Here is a 24,867-nt window from a genome sequence, read left to right on the forward strand (position 1 = left end):
TTTAATAGATGGAAGAAATAAAGAAAAAAGATATCCGGGCACTAACGAGAGAGCAGCTTAGGGAGTTCTTTGTTTCTAATGGTGACAAAGCTTTTCGTGGCAACCAGGTCTACGAGTGGTTATGGCAAAAAGCTGCGTATTCTTTTGATGTAATGACCAATTTATCAAAAGAGACCAGGGAAATGTTAGAAGCCAATTTTGTCATTAACCATATTAAGGTAGATCAAATGCAGCGCAGCAGTGACGGTACTATAAAAAATGCCGTACGCTTGCATGACGATTTAATTGTAGAGTCTGTTTTAATACCTACAAAATCAAGAACAACTGCTTGTGTGTCCAGTCAAGTAGGGTGTAGTTTAGATTGTAGGTTCTGTGCAACGGCACGTTTAAAACGAATGCGAAATTTAAATCCCGATGAAATATATGATCAGGTTGTCGCTATTGATAATGAAAGCAGATTGTATTTTGACAGACCTTTAAGCAATATTGTTTTTATGGGCATGGGAGAGCCTTTAATGAACTACAATAACGTATTAAAGGCTATTGATAAAATCACCTCTTCAGATGGGCTGGGCATGTCTCCAAAGAGAATTACGGTCTCCACCTCTGGTGTGCCTAAATTGATCCGAAAAATGGCCGATGACGAAGTTAAATTTAAATTGGCGGTTTCTTTACATTCAGCTGTTGATGAAATTCGTACGTCAATAATGCCCTTTAACGCTAAGTTTACCTTGAGCGATTTAAGGGAGTCTCTACAGTACTGGTACCAAAAGACAAAAAGTAGAATTACGTATGAGTATGTGGTTTGGGAAGGCATCAACGATACTCAAAAAGATGTAGATGCATTAGTGGAGTTTTGCCGTTTTGCGCCTTCTAAAGTAAATCTTATAGAATACAACCCTATTGATGACGGTGAATTTAAGCAAGCATCTAATGCAGCAATAGATCGCTATGTAAATTCATTGGAGCGTAATAATATCACCGTAACCGTTCGTCGTTCTAGAGGAAAGGATATTGATGCCGCATGTGGGCAATTGGCGAATAAAAGTTAGAAGTATAAAGTAGTAAGTACGAGGTACAAAGTGAAAAGCACTAAGTATTAAGTTAGAAGAGAGAAAATAGAGTATAGAAAATAGACTTGTTAGAAGATAAATTATTTAGCACAACTAAGCTTTAGAAATGAAAGGTATTAAGTAATACGAATTACTAGAGCAATTGCTGATATAATATCTTTATTCTACATAACGCGAAGCGTTATAGCCAAAAGCATTTTTGAACTTGAACTTGAACTTGAGTTTATTTTTTCCATCAACCAATAATCTTAAAATTCCTTCCGGCTACTGTTATTTCCTAGCTTTTGCCTAATTTAGGCCTTCTAAGAAGGAGCACCTGAAAATTGTAGCACAAATAAAGGAACCTGTCTATCAGGAAATGGAGTTGTTTGAGTCTAAGTTTAGAGATTCAATGACCTCTAAGGTTGCGTTACTCAATAGAATTACCCATTACATCGTAAATAGAAAAGGGAAGCAAATGCGCCCTATGTTCGTATTTTTAACGGCAAAGCTGTTAAATAATGGCGAAGTAAATGAGCGTACCTATCGTGGTGCATCGGTAATCGAGTTGATACATACGGCTACATTGGTGCATGATGATGTAGTAGATGAGAGTAATAAACGACGGGGCTTCTTCTCTATAAACGCCCTATGGAAAAATAAGATTGCCGTTTTAGTGGGAGACTACCTGCTTTCAAAAGGCTTGTTGCTTTCTATTGATAATGGAGATTTTGATCTGCTGAAAATAATTTCTGTTGCCGTTCGTGAAATGAGTGAGGGCGAGTTGCTGCAGATAGAAAAAGCTAGACGTTTAGATATTACTGAAGAGGTGTATTATGATATCATTAGACAGAAGACCGCCACTTTAATAGCGGCATGTTGTTCGTTGGGTGCATGTTCTGTAAAGCCCGAAAGCATAGATGTGGAAACGTTTAGAAAATTTGGGGAGTTGTGTGGTATGGCCTTCCAGATTAAAGATGATCTTTTTGATTATGGTGGTCAAAAAATAGGTAAGCCAACCGGTATAGATATCAAAGAACAGAAAATGACCTTGCCATTGATCTACGCGCTTAACCATTGTTCTAAAAAAGAGAAAAGTTGGGTAATCAATTCCATCAAGAATCATAATAAGGACAAAAAGCGGGTAAAAGAGGTCATAGCCTTTGTAAAGGAAAAAGGTGGCTTGGATTATGCGGTAAGTAAAATGCTACAGTATAGAAATGAAGCCCTCGAGCTTTTGGACACCTACCCAGAATCCGATTATAAAAGTGCTTTGCAGCTCATGGTCAACTATGTGGTTGATCGTAAAAAGTAATTTTTTTACAAATCAAACAACTGGTAATCAGTATATTGAAAAATAATTTTGAATTTTTTTATTTTTCAGGCAACTATATTTCATTCTTCGGCGTCTATGTAAATAGAAGACCAAACCAATATTTTGAAAATTATACCTTTTTATAAAAACGAGAGCCAACTCATAAAAAAAGCGTCATCGGGCAACCGCGATGCGCAAGAGCATTTGTATAAAAAGCATGCGCCAAAAATGTTAAGCGTTTGTCGTCAGTATATAAAAGATGTTCATTTTGCGGAAGATGTAATGGTGCAGGGTTTTTTAAAAATGTTCAACAAGTTAGATACGTTTAAGTTTGAAGGTAGTTTTGAAGGGTGGTTACGTAGGATCATGATCAGGGAAAGCATATCCTATTTAAGAAAACAACAATTTGTCGTGTATGATGATGAGGTGTACGAGAAAAATCAGTCGGAAGAGATTTCGCAGAGTACTGATTTAGATACAGAGCATATTCAACAATTGATAGACAAGTTGCCCCAAGGTTATAAAATGGTCTTTGTATTGTATACCGTAGATGGGTATAAGCATAAAGAAATTGCAGAAATGCTATCGATTACCGAGAGCACTTCAAAAACACAATTATTAAAAGCCCGAAAATTGCTTCAAGATCAATTAAGGCAACAAAATATTATAGGGTATGGAAACCGATAAATTTGAAAAACATATTAAGACCATGTTGAAAGAGCGCGAAATTCAGCCATCGGCGAATGCGTGGTCAAAAATTGCATCAGAATTAAATGATGATGATGCTAAAAAGAAACCCGTATATCTATGGATGGGTATTGCGGCAAGTATTGTTGTGTTGATCGGTATTGCAATGTTCTACTTTAATGGCAATACTGCAGCTACCAAAATGCCAACAGAAATTGTAGACATTGAGAAAGAACGTACGTTAAAAGAAGTTCTTGTAAAAGATGTTTTGCCTGTAGGTAAAGAGGAAGTAGAGGTGGTTGCACATTCGGAAACTGAAACTAGCATTGAGAAGGTGGTTGAGGAAGAAAATATACTAATTAAAGAACAAGAGCCTTTAGTATTAAAAGATGAAATTGAAGTCGCGGTAAACCAAGTACCAACTAGTACATCTGTTGAGAAATTAGTGGTGACCGATGATATTATAAATTCTAAAGTGGCCGATGTTATTGCGCAAGTAACCGTTCTGGAACAAAACAGTACAGTGACCGATGCCGAGGTAGATTCATTATTGAAACGTGCCCAAGATGAAATTTTAAGAGATAAAATATTTAATAAAGATAAATCTGTTGATGCTATGGCTTTGTTGACAGAGGTTGAGGATGAACTTGATCAATCCTTCCGAGACCAAATTTTTGATTCCCTAAAAGCCGGTTTTATAAAAGTGCGTACTGCTGTAGCAGACCGCAATAATTAATCAATCACAAATCGTTTTTCCTTATCTCTATAAAATACTATGAGGACAGGGAGCGGAGTTTATTCATCAAAAAAATCAAAATAGAAATGAGAACAATTACCATGTATTTAGTAGCCATTTTGACACTTTTATTAATGCAAAGTGTAGTGGCTCAAGATAATTATATAGAAAAAGTAGAAATTTTAAAAGAGCAAAAGCTTAGTATAACTAGACAAGAAAAGGAAGCCTTAAAATTCGAAATTGCTGAAATAGTTAAACAATTGGAAAATGGTGAAATTACTGAACAAGAGTCCAATGCCTTAAAGATGAAGGCTGCAGAAAAAAGAGCACTTAATATAGAGGAGAGAATCGCTATTATCGATAATAAAATATCCCTTTTGGAAAGAAATAACGGCGAGGTCAAAGAATTGGATACCTTAAATTATAAGTTCGCTTTTGAACTGGGAATAGGGGATGATGATGACAAACTGTTTGGAATACGTATCAATGAAAATAGGCATAGAAAAGAACCGGTCTATGATAGAAGAACCTATTCTGATATTGTTTTGGCCGTTGGTTTAAATAATGCAATTATAGAAGGGCAGTCCTTAAATGATTCTCCTTATAAAATTGGTGGAAGTAGATTTTTTGAAATGGGATGGCAATGGCGCACCAGGGTGTTTAAGAATACAAATTTCCTAAGGTTCAACTATGGGTTTTCATTTCAATTTAATGGCTTAAAACCAAAGGATAATCAGTACTTGGTGTCATTGGATAACGGTCAGTCTGAGCTTCAAGAATTTGAATATGATTTGGATAAATCGAAATTTAGAATGGATAATTTAGTATTTCCTATGCATTTTGAATTTGGTCCGTCAAAGCTAACTACCACAGATAAGACCATGCGGTACTCGTTACATAATAAATTTAGAGTTGGTTTGGGTGGTTATGCAGGGTTCAATTTAGGAACGCGTCAAAAATTAAAATATACCATTGATGGCGAAAAGGTAAAAGACAAATTAAAGCGTAGTTATAATACCAATGATCTTGTGTATGGTTTAAGTGCCTATGCTGGTGTAGATGGGGTGCTATTATATGTAAAGTATGATCTTAATCCCATATTCAAAGATGCGGCGGTAGATCAACGTAACATCTCTCTAGGTCTTAGGTTTGATCTTTAATTAAGAAATTCATCAATCAAATTAGCTGTAGTACTTCAATTTAAAAAAGGTGCTACAGCTTTTTTAATTCTCTAGATTGGCTTTCATTTCTTCGGTGAACTCGTGCTCATAATATCCACGTTTGCAGTGGCTACATTCTACGGTAGTGGTACTGGAAATTTTAAAAAGCTTGATCCAAAATATATGGAAGTAATTCTTTTGGGTAAACGCTGTTAACGTTCCTTTTTGTTGGCAATAAGGACAAGTGCTATGAAAAAGATTTTTAGTTACCGGCTTTCCTGGTCTGGTGCCAAAGAATAGAATCATTTTGCTATTTTTGATGTTCTAATTTACGTAAAATTATTTCCAGCTTTTAGCAAGATTTTCATGATAGCAAAAACAACCATAGATCAAGTTTACGAAACTGCTCGCCTAGAGGAGGTTATTGGTGATTTTGTACAGTTAAAGAAATCGGGTTCCAACTTTAAAGGCTTAAGTCCGTTTAGTGATGAGCGTACACCTAGCTTTATGGTATCTCCCGTAAAGCAAATTTGGAAAGACTTTAGTAGCGGCAAAGGCGGTAATGTAGTTGCTTTTTTAATGGAGCATGAACATTTTACCTATCCAGAGGCTATTAAGTATTTAGCTAAGAAATATAATATTGAGGTAGAAGAGACAGAGCAATCCAATGAGCAAAAAGAGCAGGCAAATGAGCGTGAAAGCATGTATTTGGTGTCAGAATTTGCTCAAGGCCATTTTAAGGAAATGCTTTGGGAGAGCGAGCTCGGTAAGGCTATTGGGCTAACGTATTTTAAAGAACGTGGTTTTACGAATGAGACCATCAAAAAATTTGAATTAGGGTATTGTTTAGATCAATGGGACGGCTTTACAACGGCCGCATTGGATAAAGGATATAAGTTAGATTACCTGCAAAAAACCGGACTTACCATTGTAAAGGATGATCCCAACAACCCAAACGGAGCTAGAAAATTTGATCGATTCAAGGGCAGGGTCATGTTTCCTATACATTCCTTAAGCGGACGTGTTTTAGGTTTTGGTGGGCGTATTTTAACGAACGATAAAAAAGCGGCCAAATACCTGAACTCGCCCGAAAGTGACATCTATCATAAGAGTAAGGTGTTGTATGGTATTTATTATGCCAAGCAAGCCATAGCAAAAGAAGATAATTGCTTTTTGGTTGAAGGCTATACGGATGTTATTCAATTTGCACAACGAGGTATAGAGAATGTGGTGTCTTCTAGTGGTACGGCTTTAACGCCAGAGCAGATTAGGCTCATAAATAGGTTGACCAAGAATATTACGGTATTGTTTGATGGCGATGCGGCTGGTCTACGGGCATCGTTAAGGGGTATTGACCTTATTTTGGAACAGGGTATGAACGTAAGGGTCTGTACGTTTCCAGAAGGTGAAGACCCAGATAGCTTTGCAAAGAATAATGAGTTAGATGATGTGTTGGCTTACTTAAGTGATAATGCCAAAGATTTTATTCAGTTCAAGGCTTCGCTTTTGGTAAAGGAAGCGGATAATGATCCTATTAAAAGAGCAGATACTGTTAGGGATATCGTAAACAGTATTTCCAAGATCCCGGATCGCATACAAAAGGAAATTTATATTCAAGAGTGTGCACAGATCATGAATATCTCAGAAGCTGTCTTGTTCAATACCTTGGCGCAGATAGATAAAAAGGGAGAGAAAGATTTTAAGAAGCAGCAGAAAGAAGAGCCTAAGGCTTTTGATGTAGTACGCAATACAGATGAGCAAAAACCGGAAAAAGTTGATGTACAGTATGTGTTAGAGCGCAAAATTATAGAGTCCCTAATGTTGTACGGTAGCAATATAGAAGAGTTTGAAGATTTGGTGTTAAAGGAAAACGACGCCGGAGACTTGGAATTGGAGCCAGAATCAATGGAGATAAAGGTGTACGAGAAAATATATCTAGATCTACAAGAAGATGAAATAGAGTTGGCCAATGAAGATTTTAGAAAGATGTATGGCAAATTGATTGAAGCCTTGAATGAAGAGGGCGATTTTTCGATCACCACTTTTGTTAACGGATTAGATCAAGAAATGGCAAATCAAATATCTTCTATTTTAATGGAAGAAGAGCGTTATGCCCTGCATAACTGGGAGCGTAAAGATATTTATCCAAAAAAGAAAGAAATAGGCGTGTCTCAATTAGTGAGTGAAACCATTTTGACCTTGCGCTGTTTTTTGATCAAAAAGAGGATGACGGCCTTGCAGCATACCACGGAACAAGCAGATAAGGACAATAGGGAAGCGCTAGAGGAAATTATGAACTATATTCAGTTGAACAAGTTATTGAATCAGAAATTAAATAGGGTTTTGTCATAAAACTTAAATGATAGCATAAAAAAAAGACCTGTTTAAAACAGGTCTTTTTTATTTTATTCAGTTGTAAGAATTTAGTACAATTCCAATGCTTTCGCTTGTTGTAATAAATCTACCATATTATCTACGTTCAATTTTTTCATTAAACGAGCTTTGTAGGTACTAACTGTTTTTTCGTTTAGGTTTAAACCTAAAGCAACTTCTTTGTTGCGCTTACCACTAGCTAAAAGCTTTAACACTTCAATTTCTCTAGTAGATAGTTTTCTAAAGAACCTTCTTGGTTTTTTAGTTCCTTCATCAAAAGCAAGTCTTTGTGCAAGTTCATTTGTAATGAACATGCTTCCTTCGCTTACTTTGGTCACTGCTGCAGTAATATATTCTACACCAGATGATTTGGATAAATATCCAAAAGCACCGGCTCTAATGGCACTTAGGGCATATACATCTTCAGATTGACCGCTGTACATAAGGACTTTTACGTCCGCGTAATCTTTCTTGATTCTGCGTAATGCCGCTATTCCGTTAATTTCCGGAATATCCATTTCTAACATGACCACATCGGGGGTTGTGTCTTTGAGTTTTTCGAACAGCTCTTCGGTAGTAGCTACCTCATCGATCAGTTCAAAGCCCTCAGCGGATTCTAGAACCTTCCTAACTCCCATTCTTATGATAGGATGATTGTCCGCTATTAAAACTTTGATCATTAATTTGTTTTTTTATAGATTTCAAAACCTATTTTGTCTGAAAAGACAACATGCAATGTAAGGCTTAAAATTCTAAATTAGAAGCCAAAGTTGCATTTTTTTATTATTAACGTATAATTTTCATCTTTATTTTCGATTTAATACATTGATTCTTAGTTGAGTTGTTATTTTAACTCTGTAGGAATCTCACAAACAGGTATAGGTGACATTTTGTGTTGGTTCATAGTATTCAACCTCGTAAAAATCGTATATACTTCTTTTTGTCTACCCTCAAAATCGGCTATGGTCTTTCCTTCGTCTTTCATGTTCATGGCCCACTCTAGCTCAGGGTAAGATGCGCCGATCTGATCCTCGTCGGTTCTATCATCTCCCCAAAGTCCGTCCGTAGGTGCGGCATCAATAATTTCTTTATTAACGCCCAAAGTCTTAGCAATATCGTACACTTCGGTTTTCATTAAATCCGCTATAGGGCTAAGGTCTACACCGCCATCACCGTATTTGGTATAAAAACCAACACCAAAATCTTCTACTTTATTTCCGGTTCCTGCTACAAGATAGCGCTCAAGCGCGGCAAAATAATACAAACTGGTCATTCGCAATCTTGCTCTTGTATTTGCCAATGACATAAACCTATCCTCTTCATTATCTACTGCAGGCAGTGCGGCCACCAAACTATCAAATACCGGGGTAAGGTTTACGGGTTGTCTTCTAACATTGGGAAAATTTTCTATTAACCAATCAATATGTCTAGAAGCACGGTCACTTTGGTTCTCGGCTTGGTGAATGGGCATTTCTAGGCAAAGCAGGTCTAAACCTGTTTTTGCGCATAGGGTAGAAGTAACCGCAGAATCAATTCCGCCGGATACTCCAATGACAAAACCTTTCTGTTTTGCATTTACAGCATAATCTTTTAACCACTTTACAATGTGTTCAATTACCTTTTCAGTTTGCATACCGCTCTAATTATTTAGTAAAATCAATTAACTTTGCCTTAAAAATAAGTTGAACACTGTGAATAATAAAATGTATTGTAAAATACTTGCCAAGGTCAAACCTATTTTTATACTATTATCAGTTTTTGTCATTCTTTCTAGTTGTAATGATAGCGATAAGGTGGCCAAAGAGATTGCAGCCGTACCTATGGACCTTAAAATAGCACGTTTTGATCGTGAATTTGCGTCTTCGGGAGAAGAGGGTTTACCAGGTTTGCGTAAAATGTATCCGTATTTATTTCCGGCTCCCGATAGTGTTTGGATCGCCAAAATGAATGATTCCCTTCAAATTGAATTATTTCAAGAAGTGGGTAACGCCTTTCGTAGTTTTGAAGATGAGGAAGAAGGTTTGGTACAGTTGTTTAAACATATCAAATATTATTTTCCGGAATATACAGTGCCAAAGGTAATTACGGTTACCAATGATGTCGATTACAACAACAGGATTATTTTGACCGATAGTTTGTTGTTCATAAGCCTTGATAATTATTTAGGACCAGAGCATAAGTATTACGGCGGTTTTCAGCGCTATATAGCGCATACCTTGGATCGCAACTTTTTGGTGAGCGATGTGGCAAGTTCCTTTGCAAAACAGGTAGTGCCAAGACCCAGGGAGCGAACATTTCTTGCCCGTATAATCTATTTTGGTAAAGAACTGTATTTAAAGGATGTGCTTATGCCCAATGTAGATGATCGCAAGAAAATTGGCTATTCACAAGAGGATTTGGATTGGGCTTTTGCCAATGAAGAACCTATGTGGAGAAATTTTATAGAGAATGAATACCTGTACAGTACAGATAATAAATTGAACCAACGGTTTTTAGAGCCCGCCCCTTTCTCAAAATTTGGATTGGAACTGGACAATGAATCGCCAGGTAAATTAGGAAGATTTGTAGGATGGCAAATTGTACGTGCCTTTATGGAGAATAATGATGTAGATGTAAAACAACTGATGACCATGCCTGCAGAAGAGATATTTAAGAAATCAAATTACAAACCAAGAAATTAAATGGCAGATTTACATACTTCAGAAATTACGTTGCGCGTAGGATTGGATGAGAATAGAGTTCCTGAAAAATTAAACTGGTCTGCACAAGACGGTGGTATTGAGAATGAAGAGGCAAAGGCAATGTTGTTATCCGTTTGGGATAGTAAAAACCAAGAATCTTTAAAGATCGATTTATGGACCAAGGATATGCCGGTAGATGAAATGAAAACATTCTTTCATCAAACATTGGTTTCGTTATCGGAAACTTTCTTAAAAGCAACGCAAGACGAGAAAATGACGGCTACCATGAAGGATTTCTGTGATTATTTCGCAGAGAACCTTAATTTAAAAGACCAAGGTTAAGCGGACTTCAATTTCTTTTTTCCCTTTGTTTTTTTGATCCAGTAGATAATATAGGCAGTTCCTAAAACGGACGGTGTTATCCACGCCCAAAGGGTATCTTGGTGCATACCGGCTACAATAAATGCTGTTACCGATGCAATAAGTGCACCCAGCATTCTGCTTAAATGGTTTATGAGCCAAAGCTTCCTGTTTTCTAATGTGGTGCTATACAATTTAAAATCTCCATAAGGCATAAATAGTCCAAAGCAACCAAAGAACAAGAACAAGATACTTTGGTTATACCCTTGTATAAGTCCTATAATTCCAAATGCTATCATCAGCATTGCAGATAGGATCATAATTCCTGAAACCAACTTATCGGTATAATTGGCTTTTGTTTTTTTGGTCGATTTAAAGGTTAGTGCCCTATTACCGGCCAGGACCATGTAAATGGTGAAAATACCGATCAAGAATAAAAAGGTGTTCATGTGGTTGGGCATGCGGGCTACTACTAGAGAAATGGCGGAGCTAATGATCATAGACCAAGAAAACCATTTGCCCAATAGTTTATGGTTCTTTTGCCCTTTTTTGACTATAATACTTGCAATACCGGTTATAAGGCCTATACCGCCAAAAAAGGCGTGAATGAAGATGAAGATGCTAATGATGTTTTCCATGGTCGGTCGGTTTTTCGTTACCCAAAGATGGAGTAATTAGTGTTGCTGAGATAAATATAACTACTCAATTGTGGTATTTGAGTGCTGAGTTGAAGTTGGGAAGAGTAGAGTACTTAGTCTTAAGTAAAGGGTATTAAGTAAAAAGTAGGAGGTAGAAAGTACAGAGTAATAAGTACAAAGTCTTAAGTAAGAGGTGCGTAGTTAGATGTATTAAATATAAAGTCTTAAGTCAATGTAAATGTCATTACGAGGAGCTCTTGCGACATGGTAAGCTGTTGAAATTATCAATGTCAGTTCGAGTGTTTTCTGAAAGAAAATGTATCGAGAACAGGTTTGGAACACGCGAGGGTTCTCGATACAAATTCCTCGTGCCTCGAAATCCACTCGAACTGACAGGAAGGTGTAATGTGAGATATACTGAGTATTAGGTTTTAAGTAAATGTAAATGGTATTGCTAGGAGCTCTCGCGACATGGTAAGCTGTTGAAATTATCTATCTATGTCAGTTCGAGTATTTTCTAAAAGAAAATGTATCGAGAACAGGTTTGGAACACGCAAAGAATCCCGATAACAGTTTTACAACTTAGTACTATGTACTTAATACTTAGTACAAAAAACGCGCAGCGTTTAAACAACCATCAACGGACAACCATCAACTACTTCCTGTTTTTCTTGGGCTTACAGGTCATACAGAAGTCAGAGAGTTGGTTTATGCCATCTATGACTTTGTTGTGTTCTTTTAAAAGGAGCTCTGCATCTTTTCCAAAATCGGTTGCTTTAAAGACTTGTGCACTTACCGTATTCATTTCTTCCTGTAGCTCGTTAAAAATAGGTTGAAATAATTTGGAGTCGCTAAAAGCACCTTTTTCCTCGTATATCTTTTTCCTTATTTTTCTTGCATATAGCTCTACTAGGTCAAAATCGTAGCGTCCAAATTGTAATAGCTGATTGGCGGTCAAGGTGTCCGGGGCTACTAAAACAGCAAGGTTTTTTTGAAAAATGGCCTTTACCTTGTCATTAAAGTTCTTGGTGAACATAAACGAGACCGAATTCATGTTAAAGCTGAAGTCTATTTTGGCACCTGAATATATGGAATAGGAGGTGAGGTTAGCATTAATTTCGGATTCTGCAGATTGATAATCGGTCAGTTGCAGCTCATAATCCGGGTTCCAAACCATGGGTTCTTGCGCCATCATAGTCGCCGATAAAAAGAGTAGAGTCAGTAGTAAAGTGATGTTCTTCAAAGTGTACAAAATTTGAAATCGAATGTACTACAAATAGTAATTCGTTGTTGATACCGTTAGGTCCTTAAGTATTAAAGTTTGTTAAACTTACAATTGAAACTCGGTCTGGTTGGTACCGTTATCAAATATTTTGGGGTAGTGTTCACGGGCATTTTGTGCCATAAATGTTACGGGTACATCTTCAAAATGACCATAATCTTCCAAATATTCCATAAACTGGGTACCCTCTTTATTGAAAGCCTGTAGAATGGCATCATTTTCGCCATCAAAATCTAAAGGGGAAACATGCAGCATTTCGCATAAAGAGGCATTGAAAGTGGGGGAGAGTTTAAGCCATTTGTTTGCTATAAAAGCATCTACCATACCGTGGGGAGTTAATTCGTTGGATCCAAATTTTTCAATTAAGCGGTCCACCGCAATATGGTTTTTAACTTTCGCCAAATGTATTCTTGCCGGTATGCCCATGGCACGTAAACAAGCAATTAATATGATCGATTTGTCAACGCAGTGCCCTTTGCTGCGTTTCGCAATTTCACTGGCTCTGTATTTCTCCTTGTTAAAGCTTAAGTTGTAGGGGTCATAGCGCCAATGGTCTCTCACCTTGGTGTATAAGGCTATGGCTATTTCTTTTTGTGACAAAGAAGCATCTTTAAATTCTGAAATAATCGCCTGAATTTCTTCACTCTCAAAATCAAAGAAGTAAGTAGGGGAAAGGTAATCCATAGCATTTAGCATTTGTAGTATACATCCATTTATACGCCAAAGACTAAGGTAAGAAATTTTTAAGCGTTAAGGGTAAATCGCCATACGCCGAACGCAAAGCGCTCAAAGCTAGTGTTAAGTACAAAGTATTAAGTGAGAATATTAAAATTGGAATAGAGAAAATAGAATATAGAGAATAGACTTGTTATATCAGAAGCTTGGAATCAGTATTAAGTAATAAGTACAAAGTATTAAGTAGGAATTTTAAAATTGGAATAGAGAACATAGAATATAGAGAATAGACTTGTTTTATCAGAAGCTTGGAATCGGTATTAAGTAATAAGTACAAAGTATTAAGTGCGAAGTTTAAAGTTAGAATAGAGAAAATAGAATATAGAGAATAGACTTATTTTGATTGAATCGTATTTAGCTGCTAAAATTTTGATATTTAAGTAGCCCGTAGCAACTATTCACTATTTCACTATCAAACTAATTCACTAAAACACTGAGAACTATTCCCTCGGTCTATTTTGCCAAATATGAATATACTGCCCTGTAGACATACGGCGTGCCATTTCTTTAGCTCTGTCCGCTAATTCACCTTCAAAGAGTTCGTTGATAGTTTCGAACCAAAGTTGTAACCACTGTGCGAAATGATTTTGAGAAATTGTATGGTTTAGATTTTTGTCAACATTCACATGAGCTTTGGAGGGGCTTCCTCTAAAGGTGCGTACCCCAAATAAGTTAGATTCCCAAAAATTGGTGAGTTTGCTGAGGTGTGCCGGCCATTGTTCTTCGGTAATATGTCCGTTGAAAATAGGTCCCAGCAATTCGTGCTGTCTTATTTTATCATAAAACGTATGCACTAGCAGGCTAACATCATCTCTATTTGTAATTTTGGTCATATACGATACTTAAGAATCCTTAGTAATTTAGATACTCCTTACTAAATCCTCAAAGTTAGAAAAGTAAAGCCGAACATGGTTAACCTATTTTTACCGAAAATAATGCAGCAAGTGGGTCGATAATATAATCTAATAACTTCAGGTGGTGTAGCAAACTGTCAATACCTAAAATACATGTAATCGATTCACTTTTAAAAGGAACTTCAAGACTAAGTTATGATAATGGCATGCCCTAAATTGTCTTTAAAAAACCATCTATTGTTTATCATTGTTTTATCCTAGGATAGATGTGTGGAAATGGTACTTCTATATCATTTTGTTTGAAATAAACTAATTAAAGAAAGTGCTTTGGGTAAGCAGGTAACAAGAACAGCTTAAGAATAAGAAACAAAAATGCGTACTGCAGATACACCAATGGCAATAGCTTGTTGGTTATCTGCAATACACAAAATTATTATTAATGTTACTTATGTTTAGGTTCCCAGATTAGCCTTAAAAAAGAACTAAGGCGCTCATTTTCTCTACTTACTGGAATACCGCCTACAATACCGATCATTAGATTATCTACGATACCCACTCGCATTTGAGGTCTCATAGTCATATCAAAATCTCCATCATCAAAAGTTTTATTGAATTCAATACCTATAAAATTACGGGTATTGGGTATCATGTAATGAAAACTAGTATTGACGTCATAGGTCGTATGGAATTTATCGGTAATAAAATTCTGTTCGATCATGGGGCCTGTATATACTAAACTGTGAAAATTATCTCCCCAACGTTTGGCAACTACCAAAAACGGATTATATACATTGCCTTTAATCAATGGGTCTCCAAAATTTTTAAAGTCAGACAGTTCAAACTCGTTAATGTATCCTAAGGCCATAGAGGTCTTGGCACGTTCATTTACAAAAAAGGACCATTGAGCGGCAACTTTAATACTGTTTAATTGATTGGATGGAACCAACGCTTTAGCTGTACCGTTTATAGGAGTATAAAATGTAAAAGGTAGTTCAACCTCTAAACCTAACCTATCCATGGGGGCCCATTCGTATTCGATTAAGGCTTCATAAGAATCAAAGCTTAAGTTGTCAGTAAGTCCTAAACCTAAATTCCATTCTTTTTCACCTTTTCGGGCTCCAAGATCTCGTATTAAATCTATATATAGAGGTTCGGCATGTAATACTTTTGCCGGTTTTTTACTGTCGTCTTTTTGTATTATGAAAAGGCTATCCTTTTCAGTTATATTAGTTTGTGCAATTGAATATGCAGGTGATGCCAATAGTAATATTAGCATCAAATATTTTATAATTTTCATTTTTAATTTGATTTTAATGTATAGTAAAGTGCTCCTATCACCACAAATGCGATAGGATTATGTCTATATGAAAAACAAATTAAATTTTGGGTGGCGGAATATCAAGGTCGTAGAAACCCTTTAAAATAGCATTGTTACGGTCATTAAAATTATTGCCGGAACGTTTAAGAAATCCAATAGCAAGATGATCAACTTTAGATAAATGATTGATCAAATCTATTTTTAAATTGGGCTTTTTGGTATTATGATCCTCGGTATCATTATCATCATATTCTTGTATGGCATTCTCATAGCCAAGAATTTGTTCCAAGATAACTTCAATAATACTTTCTTGGTCGTTAAAAGTCAAATCTTCAGGAATGTGTTGTGGGTTGGGGTCGGCTGTATCCACACTTATATTAAGCATATATAAACCCATGAAGAGCCAAAAGAATTTGCTAAAAAAGTTATTTCTCAATATAGATAACACGATGCAAAAATAATATTATTTTATTCTTGGGTGTATTAATAACGCTGGATTGTTCAATAAAATATATTTCGAAATTCCAATTATATTAATTTTCTCGATTTTTAGATTTAAAGGTTTTCAGATAGTATTAATCTGAAGTTTTACGGAAATATGAAAATCACTCCCCCAAAGTATTTAAATATAGCGCCAAAACCAAACCTATGGCCGTAGCCAAACCTGTCCAATACTTATCTTCTTTAAACGCTTTTGGAAAAACCTCTAAAGCTAAAGATGCCGCTACGGCACCACCGGCAAAGCATTTAATGTAGTTCAAATATTCGGTAGGTAGGTTGGCAAGTAGATAGTGCCCAAGTAGGGCTGCTACCGATAAAATCAGTGCAGTGCCGATCCATAGCCAAAGAATCTTCTTTTTAGAATCGGTATTTTCAGCCATTTCCTTTGCGCCGCCTGCCGCCTCGGGTAAATTGGACAATAATATAGATCCCGATAATGCCGCGATGGATAACGGACTTGCGCCAATTAAAGACACGCCCAATGCCAAGTTTTCAGGTATGCCGTCTAAGGTAATGGCAGCAAGTAAGCCGCCGCCACTTTGTGAGTTCCATTTTTCCTTCACCCAATAATCTAAAATGGTAAAGGTTATGGCACCTACAAAAACCGTGGATAGTGCAATGGGTACGGAGTTTTTCTCAAGTGCGGGATAAATTAATTCCAACAAGGCGGACACCAATAACGCCCCACCGGCAAGCGCCACTAAAAAGCCTTCTAAACGTTTGGATAAATTTCCGTACAGACCCCAAAGCGCACCTATGATAAGGGCTCCAGATACAATGAGAACAACAATGGCGGTCATCATGACGATTACGAGTAAGGTTGAATTTTGCGGTGTAGCGGCAAATTAAGAACCTTTAGGGGTAATCTATACTTTGATAAAAAGATTTTTTAACGCAAAATATTACCTATTGGCAATTTTTGCCTGTTGTTCTAAATCGGCAAGATTTTCGAATTTTTGAAGTGTTATGTTCTTTTTTCTCGCTTTTATTTCAGCTACCAGGTCAAGGAGTAAATCTAAAGGTTTGGCTTCATAGCCGAACATTTTTTGGTCAAACCCAATACCGGCTAGTATACCGTCATTTTCCATGCCTACGCCCCAGGTTTCAATAAATTCGGTTAAGGAAATTTCGGTAATGCGGTAGTCTGCCCATTGGTTAATAATGCAAGAATTTGCCCTGCCGTGTATGGCCCAAAAACATAGAATGCCCACAGGTTGATCAAACTCGTCACCATATTGCACAGAACTTGCCATGGCAAAGCCTTCATGGTTTTGCAGCGCATAAACAATGTTTGTTTCACAAACGGTTTTAATAAAGTTTCTGTACCTGTTTGCAATAATATCTGAGCCTTGTGTCATGTGATGGGTTAGTGTGGAAATTTGCGAATTTAACTAAACTAAATGGGATGTTATTTTATTGAGTTGATTTTCGGTTAAAATAGGGTCAAAGTAATTTATATAATCATTTAATTCATTAAGTAGTTTGATGCTAACATACTTAAATTGAGCTTTTGGTTTGTTGTTGATCATTACTATGAGGTTGCGAATCGGAATTTTTTGTTCTCCCCAATGATGGTCAGCTAATGATATATTTTCTGAGATGTATATGTAAAGAGCAAAATTAGATCTTCTGATTTGCTCAATTGGTGATCTTAAACTAATAGAGTTGACTGACTTTTTGCTCCAGTTTTTTGTTTCTATTATAAAAATTCCAGCTTTTGAGATTAAAAGATGGTCTATTTGTATGGAGGAAATTATCTCATTTTGTTGTTTGTAAAATATCGGTGGATAAAAATCTAATTTGAAGTCATTGATTAAAACAAAATCGTCAGAAAGTTTTTTAATTTCTTTTACCACCAAGTTTTCCCCTATGGCTCCAGAAATAAGGTTTTTACAATCTTCTAAAACATTCTTAGTGTACTCTAATTCTTCAATTTTAAGTTTAGCTCTTTTTTCGATCAGCAATTGCTTATCATTTTCGTATTCATTTAAAAAACGTTGGTCAATTTTAATTTTCTGGGCTATTGGTTGAACAACTTTAAAGAGCAATTTGAATTTTCTGTCATTAAGTACAATGAATTGTTTTTTTAAATTGTAAAGTTTTATGCTTGATAGTATTTTATTTAAAAAACTAAAACTGCTCTTTTTTTGAATTAAATCAATTTTTGCTTGTAAATTTGTAAGTTTTCTATCTATTTTTTCTGTCGCTAAGCTGCTTAATTCAACTTTTTGTTGGGTATTTTCTTTAAGACGAAGACAGGTATTATGGTATTCTTGTTCTAATTCGTTTTTAGTGTCATTAAGAACTTTTAGTTTTTCAGAATCAAATTTTTGTAAAAATTCTTTAATTTCTTTAACAGATTTAAATCTAGTAATACCTCTACTTTCTAACTCATATTTAAGAGAATTTAATGATTCTATGGTTCTATGTATTCTTGCCATTTAGGAAAATTCTTAAATATGCGATAACGTAATTACAATTGATTAATTGTTTATTAAATAAACTGAATATACTTGAAATAGTTAAGCTCTAGAATCTGATTTTAGAATTTATGAGCTTAGAAAATATTATCTCAGATTAAAGAAGGATTTGTTTGGTTTTCACCTCAGTTCTTTGTTGCCAATAGTTTTTTATCTAATTAATGAATACTTCAATAATTCAAATTTAAAAGGAGCAAGTTCTTTAAATTCATAAGTCAAAAGGTCTTTTTCTTTCAAAATTTTATTAATCTCTTGATTTTTAAAATCGAACTTGCTTGTATATTTTTTATTTATTATTTCGCTAACCACGTCTTCGATATACATATTCTCACCAAAGTACAAAAAGTCATCACCTAGTTCTTTATTCTCGTATTTCCAGTAGTCTGAAATAGACTCAGGAATATTCAAATTATCATCACTTATATTAGCTCCGTCTTTTCTTATTTCATCTATTTCTATATGAATATTATAATCTCTGTTGAACGTTTCTAAGGTTTTACTTTTAAGAATTTTTTCATTACTATAGCTCGCTTCCCAATATCTCACAATAGGTTTTGAAAATGGACTTGTCGTTAAACACCAAGATTTATCTAATGCTGAATAAATTGATGTATATCGGTCTTCTTCGTCTTTTTCATTAATTTTTGCCTCAATTTTGTATCCAAACCTTATTTGGTCAATTTTACCTTTTAAAGGTGTTAGTTTGAATCCGAGATTTACACTTCTTATTCCAACTGAGTAGCTGTAATATTCTTTATCAATTTTTGCAAGTTCAACTTTGACGTATTGGTCTAAAGAGTTTTCTTCCTTATATTTTTTCCAATAATTTGAAATTGAGTCAACTTTTTGTTCGTAAATACCATATTTTTCTTTCCATTCTCTTTCAATACGCTCATTTATGGGTTTAAAGTATACTGTGTCTGAAGAAAATTTTGCAAAGTCAGACACTTCTTTGTAAGTTAAATCAGCAAATTTTACTTTTTCCATATCCGTTTTTAAGATTGTGTCTCTGACATAAACAATATATTCATATGTGTTTTTGAATAACGAATCTTTATCTATTGATTTTTTAAGTTCATTAACAGTCAAAGGTTCAAAAATCGATTTGTCAAGATGAGAGTTACAGCTAATAAGACTAATTACTGTAAACAGAAGTATTAATTTTTTCATTCTTTTTGTTGGTTGGTTTTTATTTCGTTCAAATTAGTGGCAACGGCTTAGGTTCTAAACAGTTGGGCGTGGTGTCACGGATTTTGGAAGTAAACAGCAAGCTGAAAACTCGAAAGGATTTTTAGAAGTAGGCGAGAACAAGCAGTTACTTATATCTATTTTTGGCAGTAGCATTTTATTTTGTTGTCATTATAAAATTCAAAACTCCTTGATACATTAAATCAACTTGTTCTATTGAATATTCTCCATATTTTCCGTGAGCTGCTCGATTCCTTAAATCTAGCCAAGCGGTCACGTTTTTTTGTTCGAGAACACCATATGCTTCGGCTTTTACTAGATTAGCATTCAATAAGTTGGCTTTTTTTGGAAATAAATCTCCGTTTTTTTCAAATGTAGTATCAACAGAATGCTTATTGCAAAGTTGTCTCAAATGTTCTTCTAATGTTGAGCCTATCATTACAGCTGCAGGGTCTTTATATTTGAGGTCTAAAAAGTGCTTACTCATTTCTAAAAAGTCTGCAAATATTTCAGAAGTAACTAATTCCTTAATTGATAGTAACCAATCGTTTTCGATTTCAACCTTTATAGAGTTCAAAATATTAATTCCACTTTTAGATTCTGATAATCCATCGCCTTTAACTTTTTGGTCAAAATCTTTGTAATAGTTGTGTTTTGAACCATAAAGGTTTTCGATAAACGAAAGTGAAGCTGAACGAAATCCCATCTGTAATCCGTGGTCAACATAATTACCAACGAATTCTCCATATTTTTGAGTTCTAATTACATTTTGTCCCTGATTGATTAAATGTTCTACTCTCTTTATTAAATTTTCTTTTGTCATATTCTTATATTATTGCAACGGACTTGTGTATGGAACGTAGCATACAAAAAGACACTAACTTTTCGGGTTAACACAGAGCTAAATTTTTTAAATAAGTCTAAGGCATTATGTTTGGTATTACTATCCTATTATAGTTGGTATTATTTGTATTTTATTTTTTTGTGTAATGACGGTCAATTTCATGAACTATATTAGGATTGTACCATTCCTGTTTTGACCCTTTTTTTGTTCTTGTGTTTAAGTACCGGACTCTGCAAAATTTTGGGTTTTGTTTTAATTGTTTTAGAAGGTTCCAAAATTCTATATTGAGTTTAAAATCGGAGTATCTTTTTTTAAGTGCAGGTACTAAGTTTTCTTTACATGCCCAAGTATAGGTTTTTTTGAAAACATCTTCTTCATCTATAATAACCGATATAGCCTCTGGATCATTAGGGTCTATTTGCATTTTGCTTTTTACAAATTTGGTTTCTAATCTTAAGCTAATACTATGTTGTGATAGTGGGTCGTGGGGGAATTTTTTTTCTTTACGTCCAATATATCTCAGTAAATTTTGATTCTGAATACTTTCGTTGTTTACGGAGTAACTTTGGAGTTCATGGGGATGAAAAAAAGACATTGGCATTATGTAAAAGTTATATTTGCTCAAATCTTTCTTGAACCATTCCTTACACATTTCTAGATAACTCAAAAGGCTTGCTGTGCCTACTTCTAGAAGCTTTGTGTTTAATATCGGACTCTCATTTCGAAAATGAATTGCATTGTCTCGTAATTCAATAAGTACGAAAAGATTCGCTTTTAGAGTGTCATCAATATCAACTGTATTTATAGCTTTACCAATGGAAATAGTTCGGAAATTTCCTGATCTGGATTTCACAAATCCTCCCTCTATATTCTTGTCTATAATATAGAGGGATTCTATTTTTTCTAAACCGTCTCTTACGATTTTGGCTTTTAGTAAGATTTCCCAAGCATTGATTAAAAGAATTGAGAAGGTTTCTTCCCGATATCCAAAATCAGGCTTATTGTAAATCTCAATTGCAGCAAGTACTGCTTGTATGCTTTTGTCAACAAGTGTATCCGATAACTTAAAAGATGAACTCGAAGTTGAGTGCTTAACAGGGTTAGCATGTCTATATTTTGAGCTAACTTTTAGCACATATTCATCTAAACTGATCCCTATAGTATTCTGGGATTTAAATAGACCGTTTGGTTGTTTAATTATAAATTCCCCAAATTCATTTCTGCTTAATTTTGCTTTTAGGGAAGCGCCAAGTGGGTATGTTGAAGCTTTAGCAAGCTGAATATCACTAAATTCTTTACCTTCTTTCTCCATTTTTTGAAGAAACAAAAGTGTCAGTCTCTGCTTTGTATTTGCTTTAGATACCATCTGTTCTTTATATCAATTTTATATTCTCATATAAATATCACCTTACACATAAATAAGGGTAGGTCCATTCCTTGTTTTGATTTGTAAAGCCTAGCTATGTAATATATCACTAAAGAATAAACCTACAATTTAGAATTTAGACTGCATTACGGGAAACCATAACTGGTCAAAAATTATGTATGTTTTGGGTATTTTTACGACCAAATGATTATGTCAAAGAAAATTTTGTTTATCTATAATGCCAATAGTGATACCGGTAGTAAAATGTTGGACTTTGCCCATAAAATCGTAAGTCCCACAACCTATAACTGTAATCTGTGCTCACTGACACACGGGAATTTCACCGAGAAAAAGCAATGGAAAACGTTTAGGGAACGTTTAATGGCAGAAGGCTACGAACTGGAGTTCTTTCATAAAGATGAATTCCAAGAAAGCTATAAAAGCAAATTTGGACATGCATTTACCTATCCTATTATATTAGTAGAGACAGCACATGATCTAGAGGTGCTCGTCACAACAGAACAACTAAATGCTTTTGAGGGAGTGGAAGAGTTGATCGCTTCGCTTGGTTGATGGTTGTTCGTTGTTGGTTGTTGGTCTCACTCGATCGTAGAGCTTACTCGGTCGCTGAGCGTAGCCGAGGTTAAATTGCAATTACTTAAGAAGAAAGGATCAGTTGGTACTGACGTATTTTAGTGGATGAATACCACAGTCAGTTCGAGTGGATTTCGAGGTACGAGGAATTTGTATCGAGAACAGGTTTGGAACACGCTATGGTTCTCGATACGGATTTTTTACTTCCTCTTTACTTCAGTCAAAAATCCACTCGAACTGACATTTCGTTTTTTAGGTCGCTGAGCGTAGCCGAAGTGATACTTGTTCCGGTCCCTTCGACTGCGCTCAATATGTAATGTTGGTTTCAGTAGGCAGTTTCAGTTTTCAGTTGTTTTCGTTATAAGTTCCCACTGTCAGTTCGAGTGGATTTCGAGGCACGAGGAATTTGTATCGAGAACAGGTTCGGAACACGCTATGGTTCTCGATACGGATTTTTTACTTCCGCTTTGCTTCAGTCAAAAATCCACTCGAACTGACATTTCGTTTTTTAGGTCACTGAGCGTAGCCGAAGTGATGCTTGTTCCGGTCCCTTCGACTGCGCTCAAGTTGTAATGTTGGTTTCAGTAGGCAGTTTCAGTTTTCAGTTGTTTTCGTTATAAGTTCCCATTGTCTGTTCGAGTGGATTTCGAGGTACGAGGAATTTGTATCGAGAACAGGTTTGGAACACGCTATGGTTCTCGATACGGATTTTTTACTTCCGCTTTACTTCAGTCAAAAATCCACTCGAACTGACAATTCGTTTTTTAGGTCACTGAGCGTAGCCGAAATGACATGTCGGTTGCGAGATGGTTGCCATGTTCCAAACAACCAGATAGCCGCGCTTTGCTCGCTATGATGTTAATAAAGAAGTACTTAGTATTAAGTCGTAAGTAATAAGTATTAGGTAAAAAGTACAAAGTATTAAGTAGTGCGTGTGAACTCTTATATGTTAAATATGAAGCAAACAGCCCAGAGTACGAAGTACTAAAAAATAGCACGAAGAGCTAAATACTTAATACAAAAAACGCGCAGCGTTAAGAAAACTGTCAACTGAATACTAGAATAAGTACTTAATACAAAAAAACGCGCAGCGTTAAAAAACCAACAACCAACAACCAACAACCAACAACCAACAACCAACAACTACTTCCTCGTTGCCTCAAAAAACTTGTCGTTAATGTCGTCTATGAAAGCTAATAATTCATCGCGGCCGCTGCGGTGGCTAGAGCTGGTGATAAAGTGCGGCGGAGCTTCTTCCCACATATCTGTAGTGAGTTTGTTTAAATACAAATTTACTTGTCGCTCAATGGCTTTTGGCTTCAATTTATCAGCCTTTGTGAAAATGATGGCAAAAGGTACTCCGTTTTCACCCATCCATTGCATGAACTCCATATCTATGGGTTGTGGATCGTGCCTAATATCTACAAGTACAAATGAGCATACCAGTTGCTCTCGTTGTAAAAAGTAATTGGTAATATATTTTTGAAAGGTATTTTTATCTTTTTTGGAAACACGCGCATAACCATACCCCGGTAAATCTACCAGAAACCAATTCTCATTGATCTTAAAGTGGTTAATAAGTTGGGTTTTACCTGGTCTGCCAGATGTTTTTGCCAAGCTTTTACGCTCGGTCAACATATTGATCAATGAAGACTTACCTACATTGGAACGTCCTATAAAGGCATATTCGGGCAAAGGCTCCTTGGGGCACTTGGTAACATCGGAGTTGCTCATTACAAAGTCGGCCGACTTTATTTTCATCCGTAGGGTATTTAAAAATTATTTTTTGTCAACCAGTCATCCAAAATGGTGTTGAACTGGTCCGGGTGCTCCATCATGGGTGCGTGTCCACATTTATCCAACCAAAATAAATCAGAATTCGGTAAAAGCTCATCAAACAGTTCTGCAACATCTGGCGGAGTAACCGTATCGTCCTTACCCCAAATAATACAAGTAGGGGTTTGCATGCTGGGTAGATCCTGTGCCATATTATGACGAATGGCACTTTTGGCGATCGCCAAGGTCTTCACCAATTTCACACGATCGTTCACGGTGGCAAAAACTTCATCTACAATTTCTTTGGTGGCAACCTCAGGGTCATAGAAAACATCTTGGGCTTTCTTTTTAATAAACTCATAGTCACCACGTTTAGGGTAACCATCTCCCATGGCGCTTTCGTAAAGTCCAGAGCTGCCGGTAATCACCAGTGCTTTTACTTTTGAGGGATATAATTTGGTATGTAAAAGACCAATATGGCCACCTAAAGAGTTCCCTAAAAGAATAACATCATCTAGCCCTTTATGGTCTATAAATTTTTTAAGGTATTTGGCGAAATTCTTTACCGTGGTCTTCAACATTGGCATAGAATATAGCGGAAGTTCAGGTATAAGCACTTTATATCCTTTAGGAGGAAAATAAGAAGTTACCCCTTCAAAATTACTGAGTCCGCCCATAAGTCCGTGAAGAATAATTATGGGTTTTCCTTCACCTTTTTCTATATACTTAAAGCCACCTTCGTTAATCAATTCGTTTTCCATGCGCACTACTCATCATAATTGCCCAAATATAGGTAATTACAGAGAATAGCAAACAACTCTTTTCGATTAGGTGCTTTTGCGATCCAGTCAACTTTCAAATTCCCCCAAAATAAAGGTCGAGTGGTAAAATTGTTCCAAAAAAATCCGATGAGTGGCAAAAATGGTT

26 protein-coding genes are annotated in these 24,867 nt (G+C 35.8%); 9 read left to right on the forward strand and 17 right to left on the reverse strand.

Features of this window, described 5'->3' with window-relative positions; all coding sequences use genetic code 11:
* Positions 1 to 8 precede the first annotated feature (8 nt).
* The 5 genes from rlmN (at position 9) to VBZ51_RS15435 (ending at position 4,950) form a co-directional block, all read left to right on the forward strand.
* Positions 9 to 1,052 carry a 23S rRNA (adenine(2503)-C(2))-methyltransferase RlmN gene (gene rlmN / locus VBZ51_RS15415; RefSeq protein WP_058105342.1) on the forward strand — a complete coding sequence of 348 codons (1,044 nt, stop codon included), beginning with the start codon at positions 9 to 11 and terminating at the stop codon, positions 1,050 to 1,052.
* 337 nt (positions 1,053 to 1,389) lie between these two features.
* Positions 1,390 to 2,367, forward strand: coding sequence for a polyprenyl synthetase family protein (locus VBZ51_RS15420; RefSeq protein ID WP_058105343.1), 978 nt, complete (start codon positions 1,390 to 1,392; stop codon positions 2,365 to 2,367).
* Positions 2,368 to 2,490: 123 nt separating this feature from the next.
* Positions 2,491 to 3,054, forward strand: a complete 564-nt coding sequence (locus tag VBZ51_RS15425) for an RNA polymerase sigma factor (protein ID WP_416577510.1) — start codon at positions 2,491 to 2,493, stop codon at positions 3,052 to 3,054.
* Positions 3,041 to 3,790: a hypothetical protein gene (locus VBZ51_RS15430; RefSeq protein WP_416577511.1), complete on the forward strand. Its 750-nt coding sequence runs from the start codon at positions 3,041 to 3,043 to the stop codon at positions 3,788 to 3,790. The genes VBZ51_RS15425 and VBZ51_RS15430 overlap by 14 nt, the downstream gene beginning before the upstream one ends.
* An 86-nt stretch (positions 3,791 to 3,876) precedes the next feature.
* A complete protein-coding gene (locus tag VBZ51_RS15435) occupies positions 3,877 to 4,950 on the forward strand; it encodes a hypothetical protein (protein ID WP_416577512.1) in 1,074 nt (357 codons plus the stop codon).
* A gap of 63 nt (positions 4,951 to 5,013) precedes the next feature.
* On the opposite strand, the gene VBZ51_RS15440 is transcribed toward VBZ51_RS15435, so the two are convergent.
* Entirely contained in the window at positions 5,014 to 5,256 is a 243-nt protein-coding gene (locus VBZ51_RS15440; protein WP_416577513.1) for a zinc-ribbon domain-containing protein, read from the reverse strand.
* Positions 5,257 to 5,316: 60 nt separating this feature from the next.
* On the opposite strand from VBZ51_RS15440, the gene dnaG reads away from it, so the two are divergent.
* Positions 5,317 to 7,302, forward strand: coding sequence for a DNA primase (gene dnaG / locus VBZ51_RS15445; RefSeq protein WP_416577514.1), 1,986 nt, complete (start codon positions 5,317 to 5,319; stop codon positions 7,300 to 7,302).
* A 71-nt stretch (positions 7,303 to 7,373) separates the two neighbouring features.
* Here the strand turns inward: dnaG and VBZ51_RS15450 are convergent, their stop codons facing one another.
* Together VBZ51_RS15450 and nadE are read right to left on the reverse strand one after the other, a co-directional pair.
* Positions 7,374 to 8,003 (reverse strand): response regulator transcription factor, encoded by a 630-nt coding sequence (locus VBZ51_RS15450; protein WP_058105367.1) that lies wholly within the window; start codon positions 8,001 to 8,003, stop codon positions 7,374 to 7,376.
* Positions 8,004 to 8,167: 164 nt separating this feature from the next.
* Positions 8,168 to 8,956 carry an NAD(+) synthase gene (nadE, locus tag VBZ51_RS15455; protein ID WP_416577515.1) on the reverse strand — a complete coding sequence of 263 codons (789 nt, stop codon included), beginning with the start codon at positions 8,954 to 8,956 and terminating at the stop codon, positions 8,168 to 8,170.
* Positions 8,957 to 9,026: 70 nt separating this feature from the next.
* Here nadE and gldB point away from each other — a divergent pair, with 70 nt between their 5' ends.
* Positions 9,027 to 10,004 carry a gliding motility lipoprotein GldB gene (gldB, locus tag VBZ51_RS15460; RefSeq protein ID WP_416577516.1) on the forward strand — a complete coding sequence of 326 codons (978 nt, stop codon included), beginning with the start codon at positions 9,027 to 9,029 and terminating at the stop codon, positions 10,002 to 10,004.
* Positions 10,005 to 10,346 (forward strand): gliding motility protein GldC, encoded by a 342-nt coding sequence (gldC, locus tag VBZ51_RS15465; protein ID WP_058105349.1) that lies wholly within the window; start codon positions 10,005 to 10,007, stop codon positions 10,344 to 10,346.
* Here gldC and VBZ51_RS15470 read toward each other — a convergent pair.
* From VBZ51_RS15470 to VBZ51_RS15525, 12 genes are all read right to left on the reverse strand, one after another.
* Positions 10,343 to 11,002 (reverse strand): hypothetical protein, encoded by a 660-nt coding sequence (locus VBZ51_RS15470; RefSeq protein WP_416577517.1) that lies wholly within the window; start codon positions 11,000 to 11,002, stop codon positions 10,343 to 10,345. The two genes, gldC and VBZ51_RS15470, sit on opposite strands and share 4 nt — an antisense overlap.
* Positions 11,003 to 11,657: 655 nt before the next feature.
* Entirely contained in the window at positions 11,658 to 12,197 is a 540-nt protein-coding gene (locus VBZ51_RS15475) for a hypothetical protein (RefSeq protein ID WP_058106098.1), read from the reverse strand.
* Positions 12,198 to 12,332: 135 nt separating this feature from the next.
* Positions 12,333 to 12,968 (reverse strand): transglutaminase-like domain-containing protein, encoded by a 636-nt coding sequence (locus VBZ51_RS15480; RefSeq protein WP_416577518.1) that lies wholly within the window; start codon positions 12,966 to 12,968, stop codon positions 12,333 to 12,335.
* A 491-nt stretch (positions 12,969 to 13,459) separates the two neighbouring features.
* Positions 13,460 to 13,852: a group III truncated hemoglobin gene (locus VBZ51_RS15485; RefSeq protein ID WP_416577519.1), complete on the reverse strand. Its 393-nt coding sequence runs from the start codon at positions 13,850 to 13,852 to the stop codon at positions 13,460 to 13,462.
* Positions 13,853 to 14,315: 463 nt separating this feature from the next.
* A complete protein-coding gene (locus VBZ51_RS15490; RefSeq protein ID WP_416577520.1) occupies positions 14,316 to 15,170 on the reverse strand; it encodes an HAEPLYID family protein in 855 nt (284 codons plus the stop codon).
* Positions 15,171 to 15,249: 79 nt separating this feature from the next.
* Positions 15,250 to 15,588 carry a hypothetical protein gene (locus tag VBZ51_RS15495; protein ID WP_416577521.1) on the reverse strand — a complete coding sequence of 113 codons (339 nt, stop codon included), beginning with the start codon at positions 15,586 to 15,588 and terminating at the stop codon, positions 15,250 to 15,252.
* A gap of 208 nt (positions 15,589 to 15,796) precedes the next feature.
* A complete protein-coding gene (locus VBZ51_RS15500; RefSeq protein ID WP_416577522.1) occupies positions 15,797 to 16,495 on the reverse strand; it encodes a ZIP family metal transporter in 699 nt (232 codons plus the stop codon).
* A gap of 99 nt (positions 16,496 to 16,594) precedes the next feature.
* Positions 16,595 to 17,050, reverse strand: a complete 456-nt coding sequence (locus VBZ51_RS15505) for a DUF2750 domain-containing protein (protein WP_416577523.1) — start codon at positions 17,048 to 17,050, stop codon at positions 16,595 to 16,597.
* Between the two features lie 33 nt (positions 17,051 to 17,083).
* Positions 17,084 to 18,133, reverse strand: coding sequence for an NERD domain-containing protein (locus VBZ51_RS15510; RefSeq protein ID WP_416577524.1), 1,050 nt, complete (start codon positions 18,131 to 18,133; stop codon positions 17,084 to 17,086).
* Between the two features lie 189 nt (positions 18,134 to 18,322).
* Positions 18,323 to 19,342, reverse strand: coding sequence for a hypothetical protein (locus VBZ51_RS15515; protein WP_416577525.1), 1,020 nt, complete (start codon positions 19,340 to 19,342; stop codon positions 18,323 to 18,325).
* A 175-nt stretch (positions 19,343 to 19,517) separates the two neighbouring features.
* Positions 19,518 to 20,183, reverse strand: coding sequence for a hypothetical protein (locus VBZ51_RS15520; protein WP_416577526.1), 666 nt, complete (start codon positions 20,181 to 20,183; stop codon positions 19,518 to 19,520).
* Between the two features lie 151 nt (positions 20,184 to 20,334).
* Positions 20,335 to 21,516, reverse strand: coding sequence for a DUF3644 domain-containing protein (locus tag VBZ51_RS15525; protein WP_416577527.1), 1,182 nt, complete (start codon positions 21,514 to 21,516; stop codon positions 20,335 to 20,337).
* Positions 21,517 to 21,780: 264 nt separating this feature from the next.
* Here VBZ51_RS15525 and VBZ51_RS15530 point away from each other — a divergent pair, with 264 nt between their 5' ends.
* Positions 21,781 to 22,143, forward strand: a complete 363-nt coding sequence (locus VBZ51_RS15530; RefSeq protein ID WP_416577528.1) for a GTPase — start codon at positions 21,781 to 21,783, stop codon at positions 22,141 to 22,143.
* A gap of 1,164 nt (positions 22,144 to 23,307) precedes the next feature.
* Here VBZ51_RS15530 and yihA read toward each other — a convergent pair.
* A complete protein-coding gene (yihA, locus tag VBZ51_RS15535; RefSeq protein ID WP_058106019.1) occupies positions 23,308 to 23,925 on the reverse strand; it encodes a ribosome biogenesis GTP-binding protein YihA/YsxC in 618 nt (205 codons plus the stop codon).
* A gap of 11 nt (positions 23,926 to 23,936) precedes the next feature.
* Positions 23,937 to 24,701, reverse strand: a complete 765-nt coding sequence (locus VBZ51_RS15540) for an alpha/beta fold hydrolase (RefSeq protein WP_416577529.1) — start codon at positions 24,699 to 24,701, stop codon at positions 23,937 to 23,939.
* Between the last annotated feature and the right edge of the window lie 166 nt (positions 24,702 to 24,867).

Origin of the sequence: Maribacter sp. HS (genome assembly GCF_048059195.1) — a bacterium.
Taxonomy (GTDB): Bacteria; Bacteroidota; Bacteroidia; order Flavobacteriales; family Flavobacteriaceae; genus Maribacter; species Maribacter dokdonensis.

Excerpts from the sequence above, each read along its gene's own strand:
- rlmN (WP_058105342.1), top strand. The coding sequence starts at position 9 with ATGGAAGAAATAAAGAAAAAAGATATCCGGGCACTAACGAGAGAGCAG.
- VBZ51_RS15470 (WP_416577517.1), bottom strand. The coding sequence starts at position 11,002 with ATGGAAAACATCATTAGCATCTTCATCTTCATTCACGCCTTTTTTGGC.
- VBZ51_RS15525 (WP_416577527.1), bottom strand. The coding sequence starts at position 21,516 with ATGGAGAAAGAAGGTAAAGAATTTAGTGATATTCAGCTTGCTAAAGCT.
- VBZ51_RS15435 (WP_416577512.1), top strand. The coding sequence starts at position 3,877 with ATGAGAACAATTACCATGTATTTAGTAGCCATTTTGACACTTTTATTA.
- VBZ51_RS15450 (WP_058105367.1), bottom strand. The coding sequence starts at position 8,003 with ATGATCAAAGTTTTAATAGCGGACAATCATCCTATCATAAGAATGGGA.
- VBZ51_RS15440 (WP_416577513.1), bottom strand. The coding sequence starts at position 5,256 with ATGATTCTATTCTTTGGCACCAGACCAGGAAAGCCGGTAACTAAAAAT.
- VBZ51_RS15500 (WP_416577522.1), bottom strand. The coding sequence starts at position 16,495 with ATGATGACCGCCATTGTTGTTCTCATTGTATCTGGAGCCCTTATCATA.
- nadE (WP_416577515.1), bottom strand. The coding sequence starts at position 8,956 with ATGCAAACTGAAAAGGTAATTGAACACATTGTAAAGTGGTTAAAAGAT.
- VBZ51_RS15495 (WP_416577521.1), bottom strand. The coding sequence starts at position 15,588 with ATGGGTTTATATATGCTTAATATAAGTGTGGATACAGCCGACCCCAAC.
- VBZ51_RS15480 (WP_416577518.1), bottom strand. The coding sequence starts at position 12,968 with ATGGATTACCTTTCCCCTACTTACTTCTTTGATTTTGAGAGTGAAGAA.
- VBZ51_RS15540 (WP_416577529.1), bottom strand. The coding sequence starts at position 24,701 with ATGGAAAACGAATTGATTAACGAAGGTGGCTTTAAGTATATAGAAAAA.
- VBZ51_RS15520 (WP_416577526.1), bottom strand. The coding sequence starts at position 20,183 with ATGACAAAAGAAAATTTAATAAAGAGAGTAGAACATTTAATCAATCAG.
- VBZ51_RS15485 (WP_416577519.1), bottom strand. The coding sequence starts at position 13,852 with ATGACCAAAATTACAAATAGAGATGATGTTAGCCTGCTAGTGCATACG.
- VBZ51_RS15475 (WP_058106098.1), bottom strand. The coding sequence starts at position 12,197 with ATGATGGCGCAAGAACCCATGGTTTGGAACCCGGATTATGAGCTGCAA.
- gldB (WP_416577516.1), top strand. The coding sequence starts at position 9,027 with ATGTATTGTAAAATACTTGCCAAGGTCAAACCTATTTTTATACTATTA.
- VBZ51_RS15510 (WP_416577524.1), bottom strand. The coding sequence starts at position 18,133 with ATGGCAAGAATACATAGAACCATAGAATCATTAAATTCTCTTAAATAT.
- VBZ51_RS15505 (WP_416577523.1), bottom strand. The coding sequence starts at position 17,050 with ATGACACAAGGCTCAGATATTATTGCAAACAGGTACAGAAACTTTATT.
- yihA (WP_058106019.1), bottom strand. The coding sequence starts at position 23,925 with ATGAAAATAAAGTCGGCCGACTTTGTAATGAGCAACTCCGATGTTACC.
- VBZ51_RS15530 (WP_416577528.1), top strand. The coding sequence starts at position 21,781 with ATGTCAAAGAAAATTTTGTTTATCTATAATGCCAATAGTGATACCGGT.
- gldC (WP_058105349.1), top strand. The coding sequence starts at position 10,005 with ATGGCAGATTTACATACTTCAGAAATTACGTTGCGCGTAGGATTGGAT.
- VBZ51_RS15430 (WP_416577511.1), top strand. The coding sequence starts at position 3,041 with ATGGAAACCGATAAATTTGAAAAACATATTAAGACCATGTTGAAAGAG.
- dnaG (WP_416577514.1), top strand. The coding sequence starts at position 5,317 with ATGATAGCAAAAACAACCATAGATCAAGTTTACGAAACTGCTCGCCTA.
- VBZ51_RS15515 (WP_416577525.1), bottom strand. The coding sequence starts at position 19,342 with ATGAAAAAATTAATACTTCTGTTTACAGTAATTAGTCTTATTAGCTGT.
- VBZ51_RS15490 (WP_416577520.1), bottom strand. The coding sequence starts at position 15,170 with ATGAAAATTATAAAATATTTGATGCTAATATTACTATTGGCATCACCT.